We start from the raw sequence: 21,963 nt of genomic DNA on the forward strand, positions 1-21,963 counted from the left end.
CTCATCTACTGCGCCGCCATGACCGCCTGCCGCTCCCCCGTCTTCAAGGCCATCCGCGACAAGCTCCTCGCCCGCGGCATGTCCAAGATCCAGGCCTACTGCGTCGTCGCTCGCAAGCTCCTTCGCATCGCCTTCTCCGTCTGGCGCTCCAATCAGCCCTTCAACCCTCAACTCGTCGCAAAGGCTTGACGCTCGACATAGAACCTACACGGCGCCAAAGCAGGCGCCGCGAAGCAACCCATCAAGCAACGCGCCGGGATCCGGCTCTGCCGGGCCCAGGCGTAGCGCCCCTCGGGGGCAGGAGCGCAGCGACTGGGGGGCGAAAAAAACCCGGCCGAAGCCGGGTTTTGTCTGAATGCCTTCCGGCCTCAGGGCTTGTTGCCCGTCGGGAAAGGCCATGCAGCCGCAGGGCTGAGCGCAGTCTTGGCTGCCGGAGCAGCCGCAGGCTTCGCAACAGGCGCAGCAGGCGCAGCGGGCGCAGCCTTCTTCGCAGCAGGCTTCTTGGCCGCCTTTTTCGCAGCAGGCTTCGCGGCCTTCTTCGCAGGGGCCTTCTTCGCAGCAGCCTTCTTGGCAGGGGCCTTCTTCGCAGCGGCCTTCTTGGCAGGCGCCTTCTTGGCCGCAGCCTTCTTCGCCGGGGCCTTCTTGGCAGCGGCCTTCTTCGCCGGAGCCTTCTTCGCCGCGACCTTCTTCGCCGGGGCCTTCTTCGCCGCAGCCTTCTTCGCCGGGGCCTTCTTGGCCGCGACCTTCTTGGCCGGAGCCTTCTTCGCTGCCGCCTTCTTGGCCGGAGCCTTCTTCGCCGCGGCCTTCTTCGCCGGAGCCTTCTTCGCTGCCGCCTTCTTGGCCGGAGCCTTCTTTGCAGTTGCCATTACATTTCTCCTTGATCAAGTTGAAAGAGCACTGCTGAGCTCCGGCGCCATGCCGGTGCCCCGCAGTTATTCACCGTCCGAAATCGCCCAGGAGGGACGCCCCGGTACGGTGAATGGGGTTGCAAGCCGTTGGCCACCGCTTGCTTGGCGGGGGTCTCTTGACGGCCTGCGAATCTTGATCTCGTACATGACCTGTTGCTGCTCGTGTGATGTCGTCAGCAGAGCGTCAGTCCCACGAAAGGGCGCCACCGGATTGGTACTCGATGACGCGCGTCTCGAAGAAATTGCGCTCCTTTTTCAGGTCGATCATTTCGCTCATCCACGGGAACGGGTTTTCCTCGTTCGGGAAGAGCTCTTCCAAACCAATCTGCGTTGCACGCCGGTTGGCGATGTAGCGCAGGTAACCCTTGAACATCGAGGCATTCAGGCCCAGCACGCCACGCGGCATGGTGTCCTCGGCATAGCGGTATTCGAGCTCGACCGCCTTCATGAAGAGGGCCTTGATCTCGGCCTTGAACTCCGCCGTCCACAGGTGCGGGTTCTCGAGCTTGATCTGGTTGATCAGGTCGATGCCGAAGTTGCAGTGCATCGACTCGTCGCGCAGGATGTATTGGTACTGCTCGGCAGCGCCGGTCATCTTGTTCTGSCGSCCCAGCGCSAGGATCTGCGTGAAGCCSACGTAGAAGAACAKGCCTTCCATCAGGCACGCGAAGACGATCAGCGACTTCAGCAGCGTCTGGTCGTTCTCGGGCGTTCCGGTATTGAAGTTGGGGTCCATGATCGCGTTGATGAACGGGATCAGGAACTCGTCCTTGTCGCGGATCGACTTCACCTCGTTGTAGGCGTTGAAGATCTCGCTCTCGTCCAGCCCGAGCGACTCGACGATGTAYTGGTARGCGTGCGTGTGGATCGCTTCCTCGAASGCCTGGCGCAGCAGGWACTGGCGGCATTCGGGCGCCGTGATGTGGCGGTAGGTGCCCAGCACGATGTTGTTCGCGGCCAGCGAATCGGCGGTGACGAAGAAGCCGAGGTTGCGCTTGATGATGCGGCGCTCGTCTTCGCTCAGGCCGTTCGGATCCTTCCAGGTCGCGATGTCGCGCGACATGTTCACTTCCTGCGGCATCCAGTGGTTGGCGCAGGTGGCGAGGTACTTCTCCCACGCCCACTTGTACTTGAACGGCACCAGCTGGTTGACGTCGGTGCGGCCGTTGATGATGCGCTTGTCGGCAGCCTTCACGCGTTGCGCGGCGGCGGGAGCGATCGACGCGGAGGCGATCGAAGCGGGGCTGGAGTGTGAGGCGGGGACGGCTGCAAGGGCAGCGTCGAAGTCCGGAGACGGAGCGACCGCACGCGCTTGAGAGGGCAGGCTCTGCGCGGGACTCGCTTTGTGAGAGATCGAGGGTTTAAGGTCTTCTTCCCAAACCAACATGGTGGACTTCCTGTACGTGTTAATTATGAGAGTGTTGTGTCGAAACACCAAGCACTTATTGACATCGCGAGCACTTCGCTGTTGCTGTGTCGCATCGAAAAACGCGCGTGCCTTTCACCATCCGCAGGTGCCGGCACGCGCCCTTCTCTCACGCTCCACTCACGCCATCGCGAAGCACCCGATGCATCACTGACAGGCTTCGCAGGTCGGGTCGTCGATCGCGCAGAACTTGATGTCGGTCGCGGGATCTTCGCTGGTCATCGCGACGAAGGCCGACGGCGCTGCAACCGGCGCCGTTGCTTGCGGTGCGGCGATCACGGGGCCCGGCCCGGAGCCGCTCGAGACCGAGTTCAGCTGGCCTGACTTCACCGTCGATTTCTCGGCGTGCGTGGCGCCCACGGTGCGCAGGTAGTAGGTCGTCTTCAGGCCGCGCGTCCATGCGAGCTTGTAGGTTTCGTCGAGCTTCTTGCCCGACGCGCCGGCCATGTAGATGTTCAGGGACTGCGCCTGGTCGATCCACTTCTGGCGACGCGCGGCGGCCTCGACCAGCCACTGCGTCTCGACCTCGAACGCGGTCGCGTACAGCGCCTTCAGCTCCTCCGGCACGCGGTCGATGCGACGAAGCGAACCGTCGAAATGCTTCAGGTCCATCACCATCACGTCGTCCCACAGGCCGAGCTTCTTCAGGTCGCGCACCAGGTACTCGTTGATGATCGTGAACTCGCCCGACAGGTTGGACTTGACCGACAGGTTGCCGAACGACGGCTCGATCGACGCGCTGACGCCGATGATGTTCGAGATGGTCGCGGTCGGCGCGATCGCCACGCAGTTGGAGTTGCGCATGCCGTGCTCGGCGATGCGGGTGCGCAGCGCGGCCCAGTCCAGCGTGACGCTGCGGTCGACGTCGACGTAGCCGCCGCGGGCTTCGGCCAGCAGGTCGAGCGAGTCGATCGGCAGGATGCCGCGGTCCCACAGCGAGCCGCGGTAGCTGGAATAGCGGCCGCGTTCCGCCGCCAGCTCGGTCGAGGCCCAGTAGGCGTAGTAGCAGACGGCCTCCATCGAGCGGTCGGCGAAGCCCACAGCGTCGTCCGACGCGTACGGCGTGCGCAGCTCGTACAGCGCATCCTGGAAGCCCATGATCCCCAGGCCGACCGGGCGGTGCCGCAGGTTGGAGTCGCGCGCCTTCTTGACCGCGTAGTAGTTGATGTCGATGACGTTGTCGAGCATGCGCATCGCGGTGGCGACGGTCTTCTTCAGCTTGGCGTGGTCGATCTGCATCGCGCCGTCGACCAGCTTCAGGTGGTGCACCAGGTTCACCGAGCCCAGGTTGCACACCGCGATCTCGGTCTCGCTGGTGTTCAGCGTGATCTCGGTGCACAGGTTGCTCGAGTGCACCACGCCCACGTGCTGCTGCGGCGAGCGCACGTTGCAGGCGTCCTTGAAGGTGATCCACGGGTGGCCGGTCTCGAACAGCATCGAGAGCATGCGGCGCCACAGGTCCTTGGCGGGGATCTTCTTGAACAGCTTGATCTCGCCGCGCGCCGCCTTGTCCTCGTAGCGGGTGTAGGCCTCCTCGAAGGCCTTGCCGAACTTGTCGTGCAGGTCCGGGCAGGTAGACGGCGAGAACAGCGTCCAGTCGCCACCCTCCATCACGCGGCGCATAAACAGGTCGGGAATCCAGTTCGCGGTGTTCATGTCGTGCGTGCGGCGGCGGTCGTCGCCGGTGTTCTTGCGCAGCTCCAGGAACTCCTCGATGTCCAGGTGCCAGGTCTCCAGGTAGGCACAGACGGCGCCCTTGCGCTTGCCGCCCTGGTTCACCGCGACGGCGGTGTCGTTGACCACCTTCAGGAACGGCACGACGCCCTGGCTCTTGCCGTTGGTGCCCTTGATGTGCGAGCCGAGCGCGCGCACGTTGGTCCAGTCGTTGCCCAGGCCGCCGGCGAACTTCGACAGCAGCGCGTTCTCCTTCAGGGCCTCGTAGATGCCGTCCAGGTCGTCGGCGACGGTGGTCAGGTAGCAGCTCGACAGCTGCGAGCGCTGCGTGCCGGCGTTGAACAGCGTCGGCGTCGAGCTCATGAAGTCGAAGCTGGACAGCACCTCGTAGAACTCGATCGCGCGCGCCTCGCGGTCGATCTCGTTCAGCGCCAGGCCCATCGCGACGCGCATGTAGAACGCCTGCGGCAGTTCGATGCGCACCTCGTTGACGTGCAGGAAGTAGCGGTCGTACAGCGTCTGCAGCCCGAGGTAGTCGAACTGCAGGTCGCGGTCGGCCTTCAGCGCGGCGCCCAGCTTGCCCAGGTCGTACTGCAGCAGCTTCTCGTCCAGGCGCTCGGCCTGCACGCCCTTCTTGATGAAGCCGGGGAAGTAGTCGGCGTAGCGGGTGTGCATGTCGCTCTGCAGCACCTCCTCGCCGAGGATCTCCTTGCGGATCGTGTGCAGCAGCAGCCGGGCGGTGGCGCGGGTGTAGCCGGGGTCCTTCTCGATCAGCGTGCGCGCGGCCAGGATCGCGGCCTTGTGCACCTCGTCGATCGGCACGCCGTCGTACAGGTTGCGGCGCGTCTCGGCCAGGATCGGCTCGGGCTTCACGTCGGCGCCCAGGTCGGCGCAGGCCGACTCGACGATCACCTGCAGGCGCGCCATGTCCAGCGGCACGCGCTGGCCGCGGTCGAGCACCATCATCGCCGGCTCGGCGGCGGCCGTCGCCGGGTGGCCCTGCTTCGCGCGTTCCTGCGAGCGGCGCTCGCGGTACAGCACGTAGGCACGCGCGACCTCGTGGTGGCCGCCGCGCATCAGGCCGAGTTCGACGTGGTCCTGCACGTCCTCGATGTGGAAGGTGCCGCCGCCCGGGCGCGAACGCAGCAGCGCACGCACCACCGACTCGGTCAGCCCGTCGACCGTCTCGCGCACGCTGGCCGAGGCCGCGCCCTGCGTGCCGTGCACGGCCAGGAAGGCCTTCATCAGCGCGACGGCGATCTTGTTGGGTTCGAAGGACACCACCGCGCCGTTGCGGCGGATGATCTGGTAGCCCTGGTACGCGGAGGCGGAACCCGCGGGGCCGGTGCCGCTGCGAGCAGCGGTCGTGGAAGAGCTGGTGGCGGCGGTGGGAGTGACGTTGCTGACTGCTTGCATGGATACCCCTTCTTGTGGTCTGTCGACGCGAATCGATTCAATGTCTGGCGCTCACGCCGGACCAACCCCCACAGCCCATGACTGCGGCGCGCCCCCGGCGCTGAGCCGCCGATGACGCATGACTGGAACGGTGAAGAGCGATGAGCGGGTGTTGAGGCTGTGGAACTTCTTGCCAACATGCGAGGCCCGGATGCCGATGCCGCCTGCAGTGCAGACCCCTGGAATCCAGGTGACGAGGGCGGGCATGGGCCAGAGGATGTTGGGACAAAAGGATACCACGAAGGACACTATATCTGGGGGTCGGGCACCCTTCAAGCACTAGCTGTAGCGTCCCCCAAGCCCTTGGGGGAAGCAGGCCGCGCACCACGGAGCGGCGTGCGCGGCGTCGGCTCCCATCCACGCTGCGAATGGATGCGGGCAGCGGCACGCGGCTTGGCGCTGCGCGCGATTTGCGCCCGCAGCGCGCGTGGACACTGGCTCTCGCAGCGTGCGCGGCTCAATGCGGATCGCGCAGTCCCTCGGGAAAATACCGACCGGCCCAGCGCAGGCCGTGGCGCACGCGCGTCCAGTCGAAGCCTGGACCGGGATCGATCTTGCGACCCGGCGCGACGTGCTCGTGGCCGGCCACCGATTGCAGCGGATAGCGCTGTGCAAGCGCGCGCAGCAAGGGCAGCAGCGCGTCGTACTGCGCGTCCTCGAAGGTCTCGCCTTCCAGCCCTTCGAGCTCGATGCCGATCGAGAAGTCGTTGCAGTTCTCGCGCCCGTTCCAGGCCGAGCGACCGGCATGCCAGGCGCGCTGCCCGCACGCGACGAACTGCAGCAGTTCGCCGTCGCGCCGGATGACGAAGTGCGACGACACCTGCAGGCCGCGGATCTGCTGGTAGTAGGGGTGCGCGTCCCAGTCGAGCCGGTTCGAGAACAGCCGCTCGATCGCTTCGCCGCCGTATTCGCCGGGCGGCAGGCTGATCGAATGGATCAGCGCCAGGTCGATCGCCGTGCCCGCGGGCCGCGGCCCGAAGTTGGGCGATTCGCAACGACGGGCCAAACCGCACCAACCTTCGTCATCGATTACCGCCCCCGATAACCCGGCCATTATTCCAACCAGAATCGCCAGGGTGTTCAGGCGCTGTCGCCGCTGCGCTCGCCATCGACCGGGTCGTCGGTGCCGCCGACGTTGACGCCCAGGCGCGCCATCCGGTAGCGCATCTGGCGCAGCGACAGGCCCAGGCTCGCGCCCGCCGCGGTGCGGTTGTAGCGGTAGCGCTCGAGCGCGCGCTCGAGCACGTCGCGCTCGATGTCGTCGAGGTAGGCGGCCAGGTCGGTCGGCAGCGGCGCCTGCACCGGCACGGCGGCCGCGCGGGCCAGCTCGGCGGCCGGTGCCGGCTTGGCCGACACCACCGGCGTCGCATCGAATTCGGACGCCTCGCTGTCGCTGAAGACCAGTTCGGACACGCCCAGGTCGGCCACATCGATCACGTCGCCCACCGTCAGCGCGACCGCACGGTGCAGCAGGTTCTCGAGCTCGCGCACGTTGCCGGGGAAGCTGTAGCGGCTGAGCTGCACCATCGCATCGCGCGTCAGCCGCGGCGGCGGCGACACGCCGGCATCGCGCGCGATGCGGTCGAGCACGCGCTCGCAGATCGACGGCAGGTCTTCGAGCCGCTCGCGCAGCGGCGGCACGCGGATCTGGATCACGTTGAGCCGGTAGTACAAGTCCTGGCGGAACTTGGCGGCCTGCACCTCGGCGCCCAGGTCCTTGTGGGTGGCGCTCAGCAGCCGCACGTTGACCGGCTGCTCGACCACCGCCCCGACCGGGCGCACCGAGCGCTCCTGGATGGCACGCAGCAGCTTGCTCTGCATCGCGAGCGGCAGGTCGCCGATCTCGTCGAGGAACAGCGTGCCGCCGTTGGCGGCCTGGAAGAAGCCTTCGCGGTCTTCGGCCGCGCCGGTGAAGGCGCCCTTGCGGTAGCCGAAGAACTCGGCCTCGAGCAGCTGCTCGGGGATCGCGCTGCAGTTGACGGCCACGAAGGGCTGCGCGCCGCGCGGGCTGATCTCGTGGATGGCGCGGGCCACCAGTTCCTTGCCGGTGCCGGACTCGCCGTTCACCAGCACCGGCGCCATGCTGCGCGCCACCTTGTCGATCAGCTGGCGCACCTGCTGCATCGCCTGCGACTGGCCGGCCATGCGCGCGAGCGCCTGGCTGACCGGCCCGCTGCTGGCCGGCGGCACCGGCAGCGTCGCGAGCACCGGCGCCGGGCGCGGCGCAGCCGGCGTGCCGTTCTCGGACGGCAGGCTCGACGGCACCATGGTCGGCACCGTGGGCGCGCTGCGGCCGAGTGCCGACGCGACGACGGCGCGGAACTGCTTCAGGTCGACCGGCTTGGTCAGGTAGTCGTAGGCGCCGGCCTTCAGCGCCTCGACCGCGTTCTCGGCCGAGCCGTAGGCGGTGATGACGATGGCCTTCTCGCGCCGGTTGCCTTCTTCCAGCCGGCGCAGCAGGTCGAGCCCGGTGCCGTCGGGCAGCCGCATGTCGGTGATGACCGCGCTGTAGGTGCGGTCCTTCAGGTGCAGCAAGGCATCGTCCACCGTGCCGGCGGTCTCGACGTCGTAGCCCTCGCGCAGCAGCGTCAGCTCGTACAACGTGCGCAGGTCGGGTTCGTCGTCGACGACCAGCAGGCTGAAGTGGGAAGGCGAACTCATGATGTCAGGTGCAGTCGGGTCTCGGGCGCTTCGGCGCCGGCCAGTGGTTTGCGCCGCATCGCGACGAAGAATTCATTGCGGTTCGGCTCGCTGGACGCGCGCAGCCGGTAGTCGATGCGGGCGCCGTAGCGCTCGCACAGTTCCCGGCAAATATACAAGCCCAGGCCGGTACCGCGGCTGCGTGTGGAGAAGAAAGGCTCGAACAGGTAGCGTTCGACCTCGGGCGGGATCGGCTCGCCGTTGCTCGTGACGCTCAGCACCACGTGCACGTCGTCGCGCGCCGACAGCGCCAGCCGCACGCCGCCCGGCACCGGTTGCGCATGGCGCTTGGCGTTGTCCAGCAGGTTGATCATGACGCGGCGCAGGTGCTCGGGGTCGAACACCACGCCCAGCGGTTCGTCGGGCAGCTTGACGCGCAGCAGGCTGTCGCCGCCGATCGGCATCTCGGCGGTGCGCGCCCATTCGCTGCAGACGGCGGCGACCAGCGCGGTGGCATCGATCGGGCCGCCGTCCTGCACCTCGCTCGGCGCCACCTCCATCACGTCGTCGACGATGCGCTTGAGGCGCGCGGTGTTCTCGGTGACCATGCGCGTCAACTGGCGCTGCGCCGGCGTGGTGGCGTCCTCGGCGAGCAGCGCGTTGGCCTGCGAAATGGCGGCCAGCGGGTTGCGGATCTCGTGCGCGATGCCGGCCGACACCCGGCCCATCGCGGCCAGTTTCTCCTGGCGCGTGCGTGCCTGCATGCTGCGCACGTCCTCGATGAACAGCACGCACAGCTCCTCGCTCGGGTCGGGCGCCTGGCGCCGCGTGAAGCGCACCCGCACCCGCAGCGTGCGCGGCGGGCCGGATTCGAAATCGAGCACGACGTCGCGCCCGCCTTCGGGCCAGGTGGCCTCGGCGAAGGCGCGCTCGACCGCCTTCACGAGCGCGCCCCACGCATCGACGCCCTGCAGCTGGAACGGCGCCTCGCGCGACACGCCGTTGGGCGCCAGCAGCGCGCGCGCGGCCGGGTTGGCGGTGCGCACGCGGCCGCGCCGGTCGACCACCATCACGCCTTCCTGCATCTCCTCGATCACCAGGCGGTTCAGCTGCGCCTGCTGGCGTGCCAGCTCCAGGCTGCCGCGCGCGGTGAGTTCCTCGCGCGCCAGGCGCCCGGCCAGTTCGCCGGCCAGCAGCGTGATGACGAAGAAGCCGCTGCCGGCCAGGCCCGCCTGGGTCATCATCGCGGTGATGTCGCCGACGCCGGCCAGCACCGACAGCCAGGCGACGCCCAGCAGCGCCAGGGTCACGACCGAGGCGGTGGCCAGCGCCATCAGGCGCGGCGTCAGCACCCCGGCCATCAGCACCGGCAGCACCAGCAGCGCGACGTAGTTCAGGCCCGAGGCCGGCGCCAGCCAGTGCAGCGCGCCGAAGCAGACGATGTCGACGCCGATGGTGGAGATCCACTGCGGGCTGCGCAGCCGCGCCAGCTCGCGCGGGGCGGCCGTGCGGCGGTAGCGCGGCAGCACCCACATGCTGAGCGCGAGCGCCGCGTAGGCGACGCTGACGGCCACCACCGGCAGCGCCGGCCGCACGCCGAACACCGTGGCGACCACCATCGCCGCGACCAGCGCGACGCCCAGCGCGGCCCGCGCGCTGATGAAGGCGCCGTAGATGCGCTGGAAGGCGGTCTGCCCGGAGCCGATCAGGCGGCGCGCCTGGCGCGTCAGGAAATTGCTGTCGGCCTGCGCCTGCACCGCCTGCCAGTTGCCGTCGTAGCGGGAGTCGTCCTCGGCCCAGCCTTCGCGAACATGGGTGTCCTCGTCGCCACCGAGGGCGCCGAACCAGGACTCGTGCGTGGGCCGCGTCGACGCGCGGCCGGAGCGGCGGTCGTTGCGGCGGCGTTCGGGCTTGGCCGGCGCGGTGCTCATGCTGCGCCGCTCATGGCTTGCCCTGCCCGCCTTCGAAGGCGGCCCGGTGCGCCTCGCAGCAGAAGGCACCGCCGCGGCCCGGCAAGGCCTCCGCCTTCGGCAGGTGCACGCCGCACTGGGCGCAGGCGACCATCGTGTCGGGCAAGGCATCGGCCGGCGGCGGCGGCGCGACCGGCTTGCGACCGCGGCCGCCCCGCGCGATCCAGACGATCAGCGCCACGATCACCAGCAGGACGATGAACTTTCCCATGAGACCTCAGACGGCGGTGCGGTGCAGCACCACTTCGAACACGAAGCGCGAGCCGACGTAGGCCAGCAGCAGCAGCAAGGCACCGGCGTACAGCCAGCGCACCGCCCGGCGCCCGCGCCAACCGAGCAGCTGGCGGCCGATCAGCAGGCCGGCGAAGACCAGCCAGCCGAGCACCGACAGCGTCGCCTTGTGGTCCCAACGCCAGGGCGTCGTGAACCACCAGCCCAGCAGCAGCGTGGCCGACAGCAGCGCGAAGCCGGCGGTGACGAACTGGAAGGTCAGGCGCTCGAGCTGCAGCAGCGGCATGCCGGCACCACCGCGCGGCGCCGCCTGCTTCAGGTGCGAACGCATGCGGCGTTCGGCGGTGTCGAGCATCACCGCATGCAGCACCGCGGCGCCGAACAGGCCGTAGGACGCGATGCCCAGCGCCCAGTGCAGCGGCGCCCAGCTGGAGGTGGCCTGGGGCCGGAACTCGCCGGGGAAGATGGCTGCCAGCACCACCGCCGCGGCGCCCAGCAGCCCGAGCCAGCGGCGCACGCCGGGCAGCGGCACCCAGCGGCTCTCGACCGCGTACACCGCGATCACCATCCACAGCGTGGCCGACAGCGCCGGCGCGAAGCCGAAGCGCGCGCCCGACACCGGGCTGCCGATGCCGGCCATGTCGACCACGATCGCCAGCGCATGCGCCAGCCAGCCGGCGATCAGCGCGCGGCGCGGCGCGGCGCTGTCCCTTTCGCTCAGCAGCACCGCCGCGGCGTAGGCCAGCAAGGCCAGTGCGCTGGGCACCCACAGCATCCATGACGACGGCGTGCTCAATGCGTTGCGACCCTGGGCGATAAACTCATGGTCCACAGTGTACTTTCGCGGGCCGCCTCCGCCGCGCGCCCGCCCGCCCCATGGCTTCCACCCTGACCGATCGACTGAGCCGGCTCGTCAAGACGATGCGCGGCCAGGCCCGCATCACCGAGAGCAACGTGCAGGACATGCTGCGCGAGGTGCGCATGGCCCTGCTCGAGGCCGACGTCGCGCTGCCGGTGGTGCGCGATTTCATCGCCCGCGTGAAGGAGAAGGCGCTGGGCGAGGAAGTGGTCGGCTCGCTGTCGCCCGGGCAGGCGCTGGTGGGCATCGTCAACCGCGAGCTGGCGGCGACGATGGGCGAAGGCGTCTCCGACATCAACCTGGCGGCCCAGCCGCCGGCGGTGATCCTGATGGCCGGCCTGCAGGGCGCCGGCAAGACCACCACCAYCGSCAAGCTGGCCAAGCACCTGATCGAGAAGCGCAAGAAGAAGGTGCTGACGGTGTCGGCCGACGTCTACCGGCCGGCCGCGATCGAGCAGCTGAAGCTGGTGACGAAGCAGGCGGGCGCCGAGTGGTTCCCGTCGAGCGCCGGCGACAAGCCGCTGGACATCGCGCGCGCCGCGCTCGACCACGCGCGCCGCCACTACTTCGACGTGCTGCTGGTCGACACCGCCGGGCGGCTGGCGATCGACGAGCAGCTGATGAACGAGATCCGCGCGCTGCATGCCGAACTGAAGCCGGTCGAGACGCTGTTCGTCGTCGACGCGATGCAGGGGCAGGACGCGGTCAATGTCGCCAAGGCCTTCAAGGAGGCCTTGCCGCTCACCGGCATCGTGCTGACCAAGACCGACGGCGATTCGCGCGGCGGCGCCGCGCTGTCGGTGCGCCAGGTGACCGGCGCGCCGATCAAGTTCGCCGGCGTCAGCGAGAAGATCGACGGGCTCGAGGTGTTCGACGCGCAGCGCCATGCCGGCCGGGTGCTGGGCATGGGCGACATCGTCGCGCTGGTCGAGGAGGTGCAGAAGGGCGTGGACGTCGCGGCCGCGCAGAAGCTGGCCGACAAGCTGAAGTCCGGCGACAACTTCGACCTGAACGACTTCCTGGCGCAGATCAGCCAGATGAAGAAGATGGGCGGCCTGTCGGGGCTGATGGACAAGCTGCCGACGCAGATGACGGCGCGCGCCGGCAACCTGGGCCAGGCCGACATGGACCGCGCCGAGCGCGACGTGCGCCGCATGGAAGGCATCATCAACTCGATGACGCCGCTCGAGCGCCGCAAGCCCGAGCTGCTGAAGGCCACCCGCAAGCGCCGCATCGCCGCCGGCGCCGGCGTGCAGGTGCAGGAGGTGAACCGGCTGCTGAACCAGTTCGAGCAGATGCAGGGGATGATGAAGAAGATGAAGGGCGGCGGCCTGATGAAGATGATGAAGCGCATGGGCGGCATGAAGGGCCTGGGCGGCCCGGGCGGGCTGCGCTGAAACGGGCCGTGCCATCTGACGGCTGGTGACCACCGGTAACCACGCTGCAGAAAGATGCCAGCCGCGCGCCCGCAAGCGGCACAATCATTGACCCCGCGCGCGAGGCCCGCTAAGGTCCGCGCAGCTCCCAACAAGGACCTGGACCCGAGATGGAATTGCTGTTGATCGCCGCACTGGTGCTGGTAGGCGGCCTGGTGATCTGGAAGCTGAACACCCGCAGTGCCAAGCCTGCTCCCGGCAAGCGCGCCAAGCCGCGTTCGCTGGAAGCGCTGGACACGCTGCAGTCGTGGCAGCCCCAGGCCACCCGCATCCTGACCACCGCCGAGCGCAAGGCCTACATCGCGCTGCGCGGCGGGCTGCCCGAGCACATCATCCTGGCCCAGGTGCCGCTGGCGCGCTTCGTGAAGGTGCCGACCCGCCATTCGTATTCCGAGTGGCTGCGCCGCGTGGGCCTGCTGTGCGCCGACCTGGTGGTGTGCGACACCAACTCGCAGGTGATCGCGGTGGTCGACATCCGCGCGCCCGAGGCCCAGGAGAAGGAACGCACCTCGCAGCGCCACAACCGGATGGACCGCGTGCTCGAAGCCGCCGGCATCCCGCTGCACGTGTGGCGCGAAGACGCGCTGCCCAGCGCCACCGGCGCCCGCAACGCGATCCTCGGCAAGGGGGCCGAATCGGCTGCCGCCACGCCGTCGACGCACGGCGCGCCGTCCACCACCGCCGGCTACCAGCCGGTCGGCCGCGGCCTGCCGGAAGATGACGGCCTCGAGATGGGCGAGCCGCCGCCGTCGACCTGGTTCGACGACATCGATTCGGCGCCGGCCCCGCTGGCCGCGGCGGCGCCGGCCAACATCCCGCGCTCGGGCAACTCCCCCCGCCCCCGTTGATCCGCAGCCCGGATGCCAATCCGGGTTCACGCGTTTCAGCTCAGCAGCGCCTGCGCAAACTCGCGCGCACTGAAGGTCTGCAGGTCTTCGAGCTTCTCGCCGACCCCGATGAAGTAGACCGGGATGGCCCGCTCGCGGGCGATCGCCGCCAGCATGCCGCCCTTGGCCGTGCCGTCGAGCTTGGTGACGACCAGCCCGGTCAGCCCCAGCGCGTCGTCGAAAGCCTTCACCTGCGTCAACGCGTTCTGGCCGGTGTTGCCGTCGACCACCAGCAGCACCTCGTGCGGGGCACCTTGCTGCGCCTTCGCGATCACGCGCTTGATCTTCTTCAGCTCGTCCATCAGGTGCAGTTGGGTCGGCAACCGGCCGGCGGTGTCGGCGATGACGACGTCGCAGCCGCGCGCCTTGCCGGCGACCACCGCGTCGTAGCTGACCGCGGCCGGGTCACCGTCGGCCTGCGAGACGATCTCGACCGACACGGCGGGCGTGTGGCCCGGCCCGCCATCGGCCCGCTCGGCCCACACCGCAAGCTGCTCGCGCGCCGCGGCGCGGAAGGTGTCGGCCGCGGCCAGCAGCACCTTCTGGCCGTTGTCGGCCAGGTGGCGGGTCAGCTTGCCGATGCTGGTGGTCTTGCCGGCGCCGTTGACGCCCACCACCATCATCACCGTCGGCGCGTGCTCGCCGACGCGCAGCGGCTTTTCCAGCGGCGCCAGCAGGTCGGCGATCGCATCGGCCAGCAGGCCCTTCACCTGGGCCGGGTCGGTCGCCTTCGCCTCCTTGACGCGGCGCCGCAGGTCGGCCAGCAGGAACTCGGTGGCCTTGACGCCGGCATCGGCCATCAGCAGCGCCGACTCCAGCTCTTCATAGAGCGCCTCGTCGATCTGCGTGCCGGTGAAGACCTGCGCGATGCTCGAGCCGGTCTTGCGCAGGCCGCCGCGCAGCTTGTCGATCCAGCTGCGGCGTTCGGGTTCGGGCTCGGGCTCGGGAGCAACGGGCGCCGCCGCCGGGGGCTCGACGGCTGCAGGCGCATCGATCGGGGCGGGCTTTTTCTTGAAGAAGCTGAACATTCGGGGCGGTTCGGTCGAAGAGATGCGAGGGTGTGAAGGGTCCCACGACATGGCATGTCGCAGCGGCACGGAAGCGGTCAAAACCCTGGCTATAATCTGAGGCTCAGGCGCTTTAGCTCAGTCGGTTAGAGCGACGGAATCATAATCCGCAGGTCCGGGGTTCGAATCCCTGAAGCGCCACCAGACAGCCAGAAGAAGGGTCCCGCAGCGATGCCGGACCCTTCTTGCTTTTCAAGCCCTCACCCGGCTCGCGGCCTTCGCGCCCCCGATGGCGCTTGCCCCCGCATTGCAGTTCAATCGTCCGTCCCTGCTCTCATCATCCGAAGGAGACCTTGATGGAAAAGATGCTGCATCAGCTCGAGACGCTGCGCCTGCATGGCGACGACGGCCAGGACTACGTGGTGCACGGCTTCGAGCACCTCGCGCGCCTGGATGCCGCGCCCGGCATCGGTGCCGACTGGGAACCCACCGGCGAGTCCGAGTACCGCCTCTCAGACGGCCGCCCGGTGACGGTCGATGCGCAGGGCGCGATGACCATCGCGCAGACGGGCGTGCGCCTTTCGCGCGACACTGAGGTCCATGCCCGCTGACGCCATCCTCCACATCGGCACCCTCGGATTTCCGTGGGAGACCCTCGACCCCTTCCTGTTCTGCGTCCACCACGATGACGCCTACCCGCGCGGCAATGCCGCGTTCGGGCCGGATGCGCCGTTGACCGGCCGCGACCTGGGACAGGATTTCGCCGGCATCGACGGCTGGCGCATGTACCACGGCACGACGGTGCCGGGCTTTCCGTCGCACCCGCACCGCGGCTTCGAGACCGTGACCATCGTGCGCCACGGGCTGGTCGACCATTCCGACTCGCTCGGCGCGATGGCGCGCTTCGGCGGCGGCGACGTGCAGTGGCTGACCGCCGGCCAGGGCATCGTCCATTCGGAGGTGTTCCCGCTGCTCAGGCGCGACGCGCCGAACCGGCTCGAGCTGTTCCAGATCTGGCTCAACCTGCCGGCGCGCAGCAAGATGGTGCCGCCGCACTTCACGATGTTCTGGTCCGAGCAGATCCCGCACCACCTGCACACGGACACAGAAGGACGACAGAGCGAGATCGTCTGCATCGCCGGCCGGCTCGGCGGTGTCGCCGACCCGCTCGCGCCGCCGCCCGACTCCTGGGGCTCGCAGGCCGAGTCCGACCTTGCGATCTGGACCCTGCGCATGGCCCCCCACGCGCGCTGGACGCTGCCGCCCGCGCGCGGCGCCGGCACGCGCCGCAAGCTGTATTTCTTCGAAGGCAATTCCGTGACGCTCGACGGCGCGACGGTCGACCGCCACGCGGCGATCGAGCTGCGCGCATCGCAGCCGGTCGAACTGGTCAACGGCGCCGAGGCGTCCGAATTCCTTCTGCTGCAGGGCCGCCCGATCGGCGAGCCGGTCGCGCAGTACGGCCCGTTCGTGATGAACACCGAGCAAGAACTGCAACAAGCTTTCGCGGATTACCGGCGCACCGGCTTCGGCGGCTGGCCCTGGAAGGACAACGCGCCGGTGCACGGCCCCGAACCGGTGCGCTTCGCGCGCCACGTCGACGGCCGCGACGAACGCCCCTAGAGGGACCACCGGTCCACGCGCCGGCCGCCCATCGGATTCGCCGATGGACGACGTGCCGCGCGCAAATGCCCTCGCCCCAGTGCTTGTATCGAGTCGTTTGCTTGCCTGAAGTGGAATCGCTTCCATACAGTGCGCGCTCGATCGACATCCGGGGACAAGCATGAGAACTCTCGCGTCATCCATCCTCGCGCTGGCCGGCCTGGCCACGCTCGCTGCCTGCGGCGGCGGCGACACCGGCCAGACCAACCGCGACAGCGCCGCCGCGCAGACCGAGCGGGCCGCCGCGCTGGCCGTGCCCGCGGTGCCGGCCGGCCGCTACGTGCTGAAGAACATCAACAGCAGCAAGTGTGTCGATGCCGTGACACCGGCGAATGACGGAACGCCCTTCGTGCAGAACGCCTGCGGCAGCGCGCCGACCCAGCAGTTCGACCTGACCGTGCAGGCCAACGGCAGCTACAAGCTGGTCGACGTCGGCAGCGCCAAGGTGCTGGACCTGGCCGCCAGTTCCACGGCCGACGGCGCGCTGATCCACCAATGGACCAGCAACGACACCAATGCCCAGCGCTGGAAGCTGCAACGCAGCCAGGGCAACCGCTTCGCGCTGGTCAATGCCGGCAGCAACAAGTGCATCGCGATCGATGCCGGCTCGCTGAACGACGGCGCCGGCCTGCGCCAGGCCGCCTGCAGCAACGGCGCGTCGCAGCAGTTCCTGCTCTACCCGGTGTCGACCACCGGCCAGGGCGCGCTGGCCATCGGCCGCTATGCGCTGCGCGCCGTGCACTCCAGCCTATGCATGGACATCACCGACGGCAGCCTGGACAACGGCGCGAAGGCCGTGCAGGCCGCGTGCAGCCAGGCCGACCGCCAGCTGTTCGAGGCGCAACCGGCGGCCGAAGGCACCTACGCCTTCATCAACGTGAACAGCGGCAAGGGCCTGGACGTCAGCGACATCTCCACCGCCAATGGCGCGCTGATCCAGCAATGGGCCTACGGCGGCGGCGCCAACCAGCGCTTCGTCGTCACCGCCGACGGCGCAGCGCTGCAGATCGCGGCGCGCCACAGCGGCCGCTGCGTCGACGTGAGCGGCGTCAGCACCGCCCCCGGCGCCGCGATCCACCAGTGGGAATGCCATGGCGGCGCGAACCAGCGCTGGACGCCGCTGCCGGCAGGCGACAACCCGCCGCCGACCACCGGCAACTGGGTCGGCACCTGGGGCGCGTCGCCACAGGGCGGCAACACCAGCTTCAACCAGCAGACGCTGCGCCAGGTCGTGCACACCAGCGTCGGCGGCAGCGCCGCGCGCATCCACCTGTCCAACGTGTTCGGCAGCCAGCCGATCACGGTGGCCAACGTGCACATCGCCCAGCGCGCCGGCGGCTCGTCCATCGTGGCGGCCAGCGACCGCGCGGTGAGCTTCGGCGGGCAGGCGACGGTGGTGATCCCGGCCGGCGGCGAAGCGGTCAGCGACTCGGTCGACTTCAACGTCGCGGCGCTCTCCGACGTGGCCATCAGCTTCTACCTGCCGAACCCGACCACGGTGAACACCGAGCACCAGACCGGGCTGCAGACGAACTACGTGGCCGCGGGCAACGTGAGCGGCAACGCGACGATCAGCCCCAGCGCGACCAGCGGCAGCTACCGCATCCTGACCAACCTGGACGTCTCCAACAGCAGCCTGCGCGGCAGCGTCGCCACGCTCGGCGCGTCGATCACCGACGGCGTCGGCACCAACTTCGACGCCAACCAGCGCTGGCCGAACGTGCTGGCGAACCGCCTGAACGCGGCCGGCATCGGCGTGGGCGTGCTGAACCAGGGCATCAGCGGCAACAGCAGCCTGCGCGACGGCGCCGGCCCGAGCGCCGAGAACCGCTTCGACCGCGACGTGCTCGGCCAGGCCGGCATCAAGTGGGTGATCTACTCGGACGACCCGATCAACGACCTGCGCGGCAACCCGCAGCCCGCGCTCGAGCAGCTGCTCGGCCCGCTGCAGCGGATGATCGCGAAGGCGCATGCGCGGCAGGTGAAGTTCCTCTGCTCGACGCTGACGCCGTACAGCGACAGCGTCTGGACGCCATCGCAGGAGACGACCCGGCAGGCCTACAACAACTTCGTCAAGAGCAGCGCCAGCGGCTGCGACGGCGTGATCGACCAGGACCTCGCGACGCGCGATCCGGCCAACCCGGCGCGCATGCTGCCGGCCAACGACACCGGCGACCACCTGCACCCGAACACCGCCGGCAATGCGGCGATCGCGAACTCGGTGAACCTGCAGCTCTTCAACCCGTAGCCCGGATGGAGCGCAGCGCAATCCGGGGCCGCGGCAGGTCCCGGATTGGCCTTCGGGCGACGGGAACGCCGATTGCCGGGGCATGGCATGACACGCGCCGTTCCCCCGCATCCGCTGCGCACGCACACCGTGCCTGAGCCGCCCTCGTCCCCGCCGCCACCGCCCCAGGGGCCGCCGGCGCTGCCGGAAATCGACGACCCGCCGTCACCGCATCCGGCCGATCCGGTGACGGAACCCGGCGCCCCGCCACCGCCGGTGGCGAACCGCGGTCACTGCGGCCGGATTTGCGGCAGTTCCTGCGCAGGCCCCGCGACGACCGCCCCGGCCTCGTCGACCAGCGACCGCGGCTGCCCGCGCTTGAGCCACAAATACAGCCCGCTGCCCAGCACGACGATCGTGATGAGGTCGAGCAGCGCCCAGACCAGCTTCAAGGGCATGCCGCCGTAGTCGCCGAAATGCAGCGGCTGCGACAGCAGCAGCGTCGCGATGTACCACGGCACCGCGGGCGCCGCGGTGAACTGCGCGGTCTGCGCGTCGACCATCACCGGCTGCAGCAGCCGGGCCGTCAGCGGCTGGTTGCCGCGCATGAAGAAGGTGTGGTGGTGCGGGCTCGAGAACGCGGTGCCCGGAAACGCGATGAAGCCGACCCGCATGTGCGGCGCATGCGCCTTCGCCGCCTCGAGCATGCGCTGCACCGGCGCGCGCGCCGGCTCCTCCACCAAGGGCTGGCCCTTGTACGGCGCCAGCAGCGTGGTCAGCGCGTCGTACTGCCACAGCTTGATCAGCAGGTCGGCCCAGGTGTTGATCATGCCGGTGGCGCCGACCACCAGCGCCCAGGTCAGCGTGACGATGCCCAGCAGGTTGTGCAGGTCCAGCCACTTGATGCGCGGCGAGCGCTCGCGCCGCACCTCGCCGAAGCGCAGCTTGCGCATGAAGGGCGCGTACAGCACCACGCCGGACACGATGGCCACCAGCAGCAGCAGCCCCATCGCGCCGAGGAACAGCTTGCCCGGCAGGCCGGCGAACAGGTCGACGTGCAGGCGCAGCATCACGCTCATGAAGCCGGTGTCCACCGGCACCTCGCCGAGCAGCCGGCCGGTGCGCGCATCGACCGCGATCGATTTGAAGTCGGCGGTCGGCTCGGGCGTCGGCGTCAGCGTGACGTGCCACAGCCGGTCGTCGTCTGCCGGCTGCGACGCGAACTGCACGATGCGATCGGGGTACAGCGCACGCGCCGACGCCAGCACCTGGTCGAGGCTCGCGCGCCGCGAGTCGTCCGCCATCGGCGGCGCCTCGATCTCGGCACCGGTCAGGTGGTCGATCTCGTGGTGGAAGATCAGCGGCAGGCCGGTCAGGCACAACAGCAGCATGAAGGCGGTGCAGACCAGGCTGCTCCACTTGTGCCACCACGACCAGGTCTTCAGGGCGCGCGCGCTCAGCATGCCGCCGCTCCCGCTCAGAAGTCGACGCTGGCGCTGAGCGACACGGTGCGCGGCGCGCCGACCACCAGGTAGCCGTTCTCCGGGTAGCCGCCGGCCGAGGCCCAGTAGTCCTTGCCGGTCACGTTGTCGACGCGCAGCCGCAGCGTGACCAGGCGCTCCTGCACGCTGACCAGGTAGCGCGCGCCCAGGTCCAGCCGCGTCCAGGCCGGGACTTCCAGCGTGTTGGCCGAATCGGCGTAGCTGCGGCCGGTGTAGACCACGCGGCCGTCGAGCGCGAGGCCGTCGACGCCCGGCACGCTGAGCTCGGTGCCGACATTGCCCTGCACGCGCGGCACGCCGATCACGCGCTTGCCTTCGGTCGCGGTCGAGCCGGTGAGCTTCTGCTTCGCGTCCAGCCAGGTCAGGCCACCCAGCAGCTTGACGCCGGGCGCGGCTTCACCGAACACGTTCAGCTCGGCGCCACGGTGGCGGTCTTCGCCCTCGGAGGTGAAGATGTTCGCAGCATTGGTCAGCGTGCGCGGCTTGGTGGTCGAGAACAGCGCCAGGCTGCCGCCCAGCCGGCCGCCATCGAACTTTGCCCCCAGCTCCTTCTGCTTCGACACATAGGGATCGAGCTGCTGCCCGGCGTTGGCCGGTGCCGGCGCGAAGGTCGGCGCGGTGTCGCCCTGGGTCAGGCCTTCGACGTAGTTGCCGTACAGCGAGAGCTGCTTGCCGAGCTTGTAGACCACGCCCAGCATCGGGCTGGTGCGCGAATGGTCGTAGCTGCCGGTCTCGACGCCGGTGCCGTAGGCATAGTCGGTGATCTTGTAGTTCTGGCGGCGCAGGCCGAGCGTCACCAGCAGCTGGTCGTCGAGCAGCGACAGCGTGTCGCCGATCGCGAAGCTGGTCAGCAGCGCGCGGTTGGTCAGGCCGGGCGCCGCGAGGTCGCCGCCGGCACCGGCGCTCTGGCCCCAGGCCGGCTCGGGATACTGCGTCGGCGTGTACAGGTTGGTCGGCAGCAAGGTGCCGAAGTCGAACTTGTAGGCGTTCTTCTTTTTCAGCCGGAACGCCGAGTACGAGGCCACCCAATCATGGCCGACCGGCCCGGTGCGCAGCTTGCCGCGCAGGCCCAGCTCGCCGGTGTCGACGCTGTCTTCGCGCGCGTTGTCGAAGCGGTAGGTGTAGCCGTCGCCGTTGTTCGCGGTGAGGGTCGGATTGGCCAGCGAGTTCGATTCGTCGCTGCGGCGCAGGCCGTAGGCGAGCCAGGCGGTCACGTCGGGGCCGATGTCGAATTCGCCGCGCAGCGTGCCGAACAGGTCGCGTTCGTTGGAATACGACCAGGGCTGCGCAAAGTTCGACGCGCCGTCGGGTGCCGACGGCAGCGCGGTGACGGTACCGGCCAGCGACACGTTCGGCCGCGTGCGCTTCAGGCGGTTGTCCTGGTAGCCGATGTCGCCGGACAGGCGCACGTCGCGGCCGTGCCAATCGAGGCCGACCGCCAGCAGGCCCAGGTCGGACCTTTCGTCGTCGACCGCGCTGCCGCCGTTGCGCCAGGCGGCGTTCACGCGGATGCCGGTCGCGTTGTCCGGGCCGAAGCGACGCGAGATGTCGGCCGCGACGTTCGCCTGTTCCCCGCTCGCGAGGCCTGCGGTCACGCGTGTCAGCGGCTCGTTGGTGGCCCGCTTGGGCAGCAGGTTGATCGATCCGCCCAGGCCGCCGCCGCCCGGGTTGGCGCCGGTCAGGAAGGCCGATGCCCCGCGCAGCACCTCGACGCGCTCGAACAGCTCGGTGGCGATGTACTGGCGCGGCAGCAGGCTGTACAGGCCGTTGTAGGCGACGTCGTCCGAACTCAGGATGAAGCCGCGCAGGAAGTACGCCTCCTGGAAGTTGCCGAAACCGCGCGCCATGCGCACGCCGCTGTCGTTCTGCAGCACCTCGCCGACGCTGCGCGCCTGGCGGTCCTGGATCAGCTCGTTGGTGTAGCTGGTGATGCCGACCGGCGTCTCCATGTTGTCGCGCGTGCCGAGGACGCCGGCGCGTCCGCCGCGTGCCACCTGGCCGCCGGCATACGGCTTCGACAGGCCGGCGGCCGAGGCGTCGGCGCTGGCGTTGACGGTCACGGCCGGCAGCGTCGTGACC

16 protein-coding genes, 1 tRNA gene and 1 pseudogene are annotated in these 21,963 nt (G+C 69.2%); 7 read left to right on the forward strand and 11 right to left on the reverse strand.

All coding sequences use genetic code 11. The annotated features are described in order from the left end of the window. A pseudogene (locus AC1DYN_RS25815) lies at positions 1-189 on the forward strand (IS110 family transposase); the annotation flags it as partial. A 179-nt stretch (positions 190-368) separates the two neighbouring features. Here the strand turns inward: AC1DYN_RS25815 and AC1DYN_RS25820 are convergent. The 8 genes from AC1DYN_RS25820 to AC1DYN_RS25855 form a co-directional block, all read right to left on the reverse strand. Next, a complete protein-coding gene (locus AC1DYN_RS25820) occupies positions 369-866 on the reverse strand; it encodes a histone H1-like DNA-binding protein (RefSeq protein ID WP_477964429.1) in 498 nt (165 codons plus the stop codon). Between the two features lie 226 nt (positions 867-1,092). Continuing rightward, positions 1,093-2,295 carry a ribonucleotide-diphosphate reductase subunit beta gene (locus AC1DYN_RS25825; protein ID WP_477964431.1) on the reverse strand — a complete coding sequence of 401 codons (1,203 nt, stop codon included), beginning with the start codon at positions 2,293-2,295 and terminating at the stop codon, positions 1,093-1,095. A 186-nt stretch (positions 2,296-2,481) separates the two neighbouring features. Continuing rightward, complete coding sequence (locus AC1DYN_RS25830) at positions 2,482-5,424, reverse strand: ribonucleoside-diphosphate reductase subunit alpha (RefSeq protein ID WP_477964433.1); 2,943 nt, start codon at positions 5,422-5,424, stop codon at positions 2,482-2,484. Positions 5,425-5,920: 496 nt separating this feature from the next. Further along, on the reverse strand, positions 5,921-6,517 hold the full coding sequence (gene ampD, locus AC1DYN_RS25835; RefSeq protein WP_477964435.1) for a 1,6-anhydro-N-acetylmuramyl-L-alanine amidase AmpD: 597 nt from the start codon (positions 6,515-6,517) through the stop codon (positions 5,921-5,923). Positions 6,518-6,543: 26 nt separating this feature from the next. Next, on the reverse strand, positions 6,544-8,124 hold the full coding sequence (locus AC1DYN_RS25840; RefSeq protein ID WP_477964437.1) for a sigma-54-dependent transcriptional regulator: 1,581 nt from the start codon (positions 8,122-8,124) through the stop codon (positions 6,544-6,546). Beyond that, positions 8,121-10,034, reverse strand: coding sequence for a sensor histidine kinase (locus AC1DYN_RS25845; protein ID WP_477964439.1), 1,914 nt, complete (start codon positions 10,032-10,034; stop codon positions 8,121-8,123). The genes AC1DYN_RS25840 and AC1DYN_RS25845 overlap by 4 nt, the downstream gene beginning before the upstream one ends. A gap of 10 nt (positions 10,035-10,044) precedes the next feature. Next, positions 10,045-10,284, reverse strand: coding sequence for a PP0621 family protein (locus tag AC1DYN_RS25850; protein WP_477964441.1), 240 nt, complete (start codon positions 10,282-10,284; stop codon positions 10,045-10,047). Positions 10,285-10,290: 6 nt separating this feature from the next. Further along, positions 10,291-11,079 carry a cytochrome C assembly family protein gene (locus AC1DYN_RS25855; RefSeq protein ID WP_477964458.1) on the reverse strand — a complete coding sequence of 263 codons (789 nt, stop codon included), beginning with the start codon at positions 11,077-11,079 and terminating at the stop codon, positions 10,291-10,293. Between the two features lie 101 nt (positions 11,080-11,180). Here AC1DYN_RS25855 and ffh point away from each other — a divergent pair, with 101 nt between their 5' ends. After that, positions 11,181-12,560, forward strand: a complete 1,380-nt coding sequence (gene ffh / locus AC1DYN_RS25860) for a signal recognition particle protein (protein WP_477964443.1) — start codon at positions 11,181-11,183, stop codon at positions 12,558-12,560. A gap of 149 nt (positions 12,561-12,709) precedes the next feature. Continuing rightward, positions 12,710-13,447 (forward strand): DUF2726 domain-containing protein, encoded by a 738-nt coding sequence (locus AC1DYN_RS25865; protein WP_477964445.1) that lies wholly within the window; start codon positions 12,710-12,712, stop codon positions 13,445-13,447. Between the two features lie 35 nt (positions 13,448-13,482). On the opposite strand, the gene ftsY is transcribed toward AC1DYN_RS25865, so the two are convergent. After that, the gene (gene ftsY, locus AC1DYN_RS25870; protein WP_477964447.1) at positions 13,483-14,514 is read right to left on the reverse strand and encodes a signal recognition particle-docking protein FtsY; all 1,032 of its coding nucleotides are present in this window, start codon (positions 14,512-14,514) and stop codon (positions 13,483-13,485) included. A 106-nt stretch (positions 14,515-14,620) separates the two neighbouring features. Here ftsY and AC1DYN_RS25875 point away from each other — a divergent pair. The 4 genes from AC1DYN_RS25875 to AC1DYN_RS25890 all read left to right on the forward strand — a co-directional run bounded on the left by AC1DYN_RS25875 (position 14,621) and on the right by AC1DYN_RS25890 (position 18,403). Beyond that, positions 14,621-14,697 (forward strand) — tRNA-Met (locus AC1DYN_RS25875). Between the two features lie 152 nt (positions 14,698-14,849). Beyond that, on the forward strand, positions 14,850-15,104 hold the full coding sequence (locus AC1DYN_RS25880) for a hypothetical protein (protein ID WP_477964449.1): 255 nt from the start codon (positions 14,850-14,852) through the stop codon (positions 15,102-15,104). Continuing rightward, the gene (locus tag AC1DYN_RS25885; RefSeq protein ID WP_477964451.1) at positions 15,094-16,116 is read left to right on the forward strand and encodes a pirin family protein; all 1,023 of its coding nucleotides are present in this window, start codon (positions 15,094-15,096) and stop codon (positions 16,114-16,116) included. The genes AC1DYN_RS25880 and AC1DYN_RS25885 overlap by 11 nt, the downstream gene beginning before the upstream one ends. Before the next feature lie 160 nt (positions 16,117-16,276). Next, the gene (locus AC1DYN_RS25890; protein ID WP_477964453.1) at positions 16,277-18,403 is read left to right on the forward strand and encodes an RICIN domain-containing protein; all 2,127 of its coding nucleotides are present in this window, start codon (positions 16,277-16,279) and stop codon (positions 18,401-18,403) included. 269 nt (positions 18,404-18,672) lie between these two features. Here AC1DYN_RS25890 and AC1DYN_RS25895 read toward each other — a convergent pair whose 3' ends face one another. Together AC1DYN_RS25895 and AC1DYN_RS25900 are read right to left on the reverse strand one after the other, a co-directional pair. Continuing rightward, positions 18,673-19,845 carry a PepSY-associated TM helix domain-containing protein gene (locus tag AC1DYN_RS25895; RefSeq protein WP_477964454.1) on the reverse strand — a complete coding sequence of 391 codons (1,173 nt, stop codon included), beginning with the start codon at positions 19,843-19,845 and terminating at the stop codon, positions 18,673-18,675. A gap of 14 nt (positions 19,846-19,859) precedes the next feature. After that, the coding region (locus AC1DYN_RS25900; RefSeq protein ID WP_477964456.1) for a TonB-dependent receptor at positions 19,860-21,963 on the reverse strand (2,104 nt) is incomplete at its 5' end.

This window comes from Rhizobacter sp. P2_D12, from assembly GCF_056404395.1.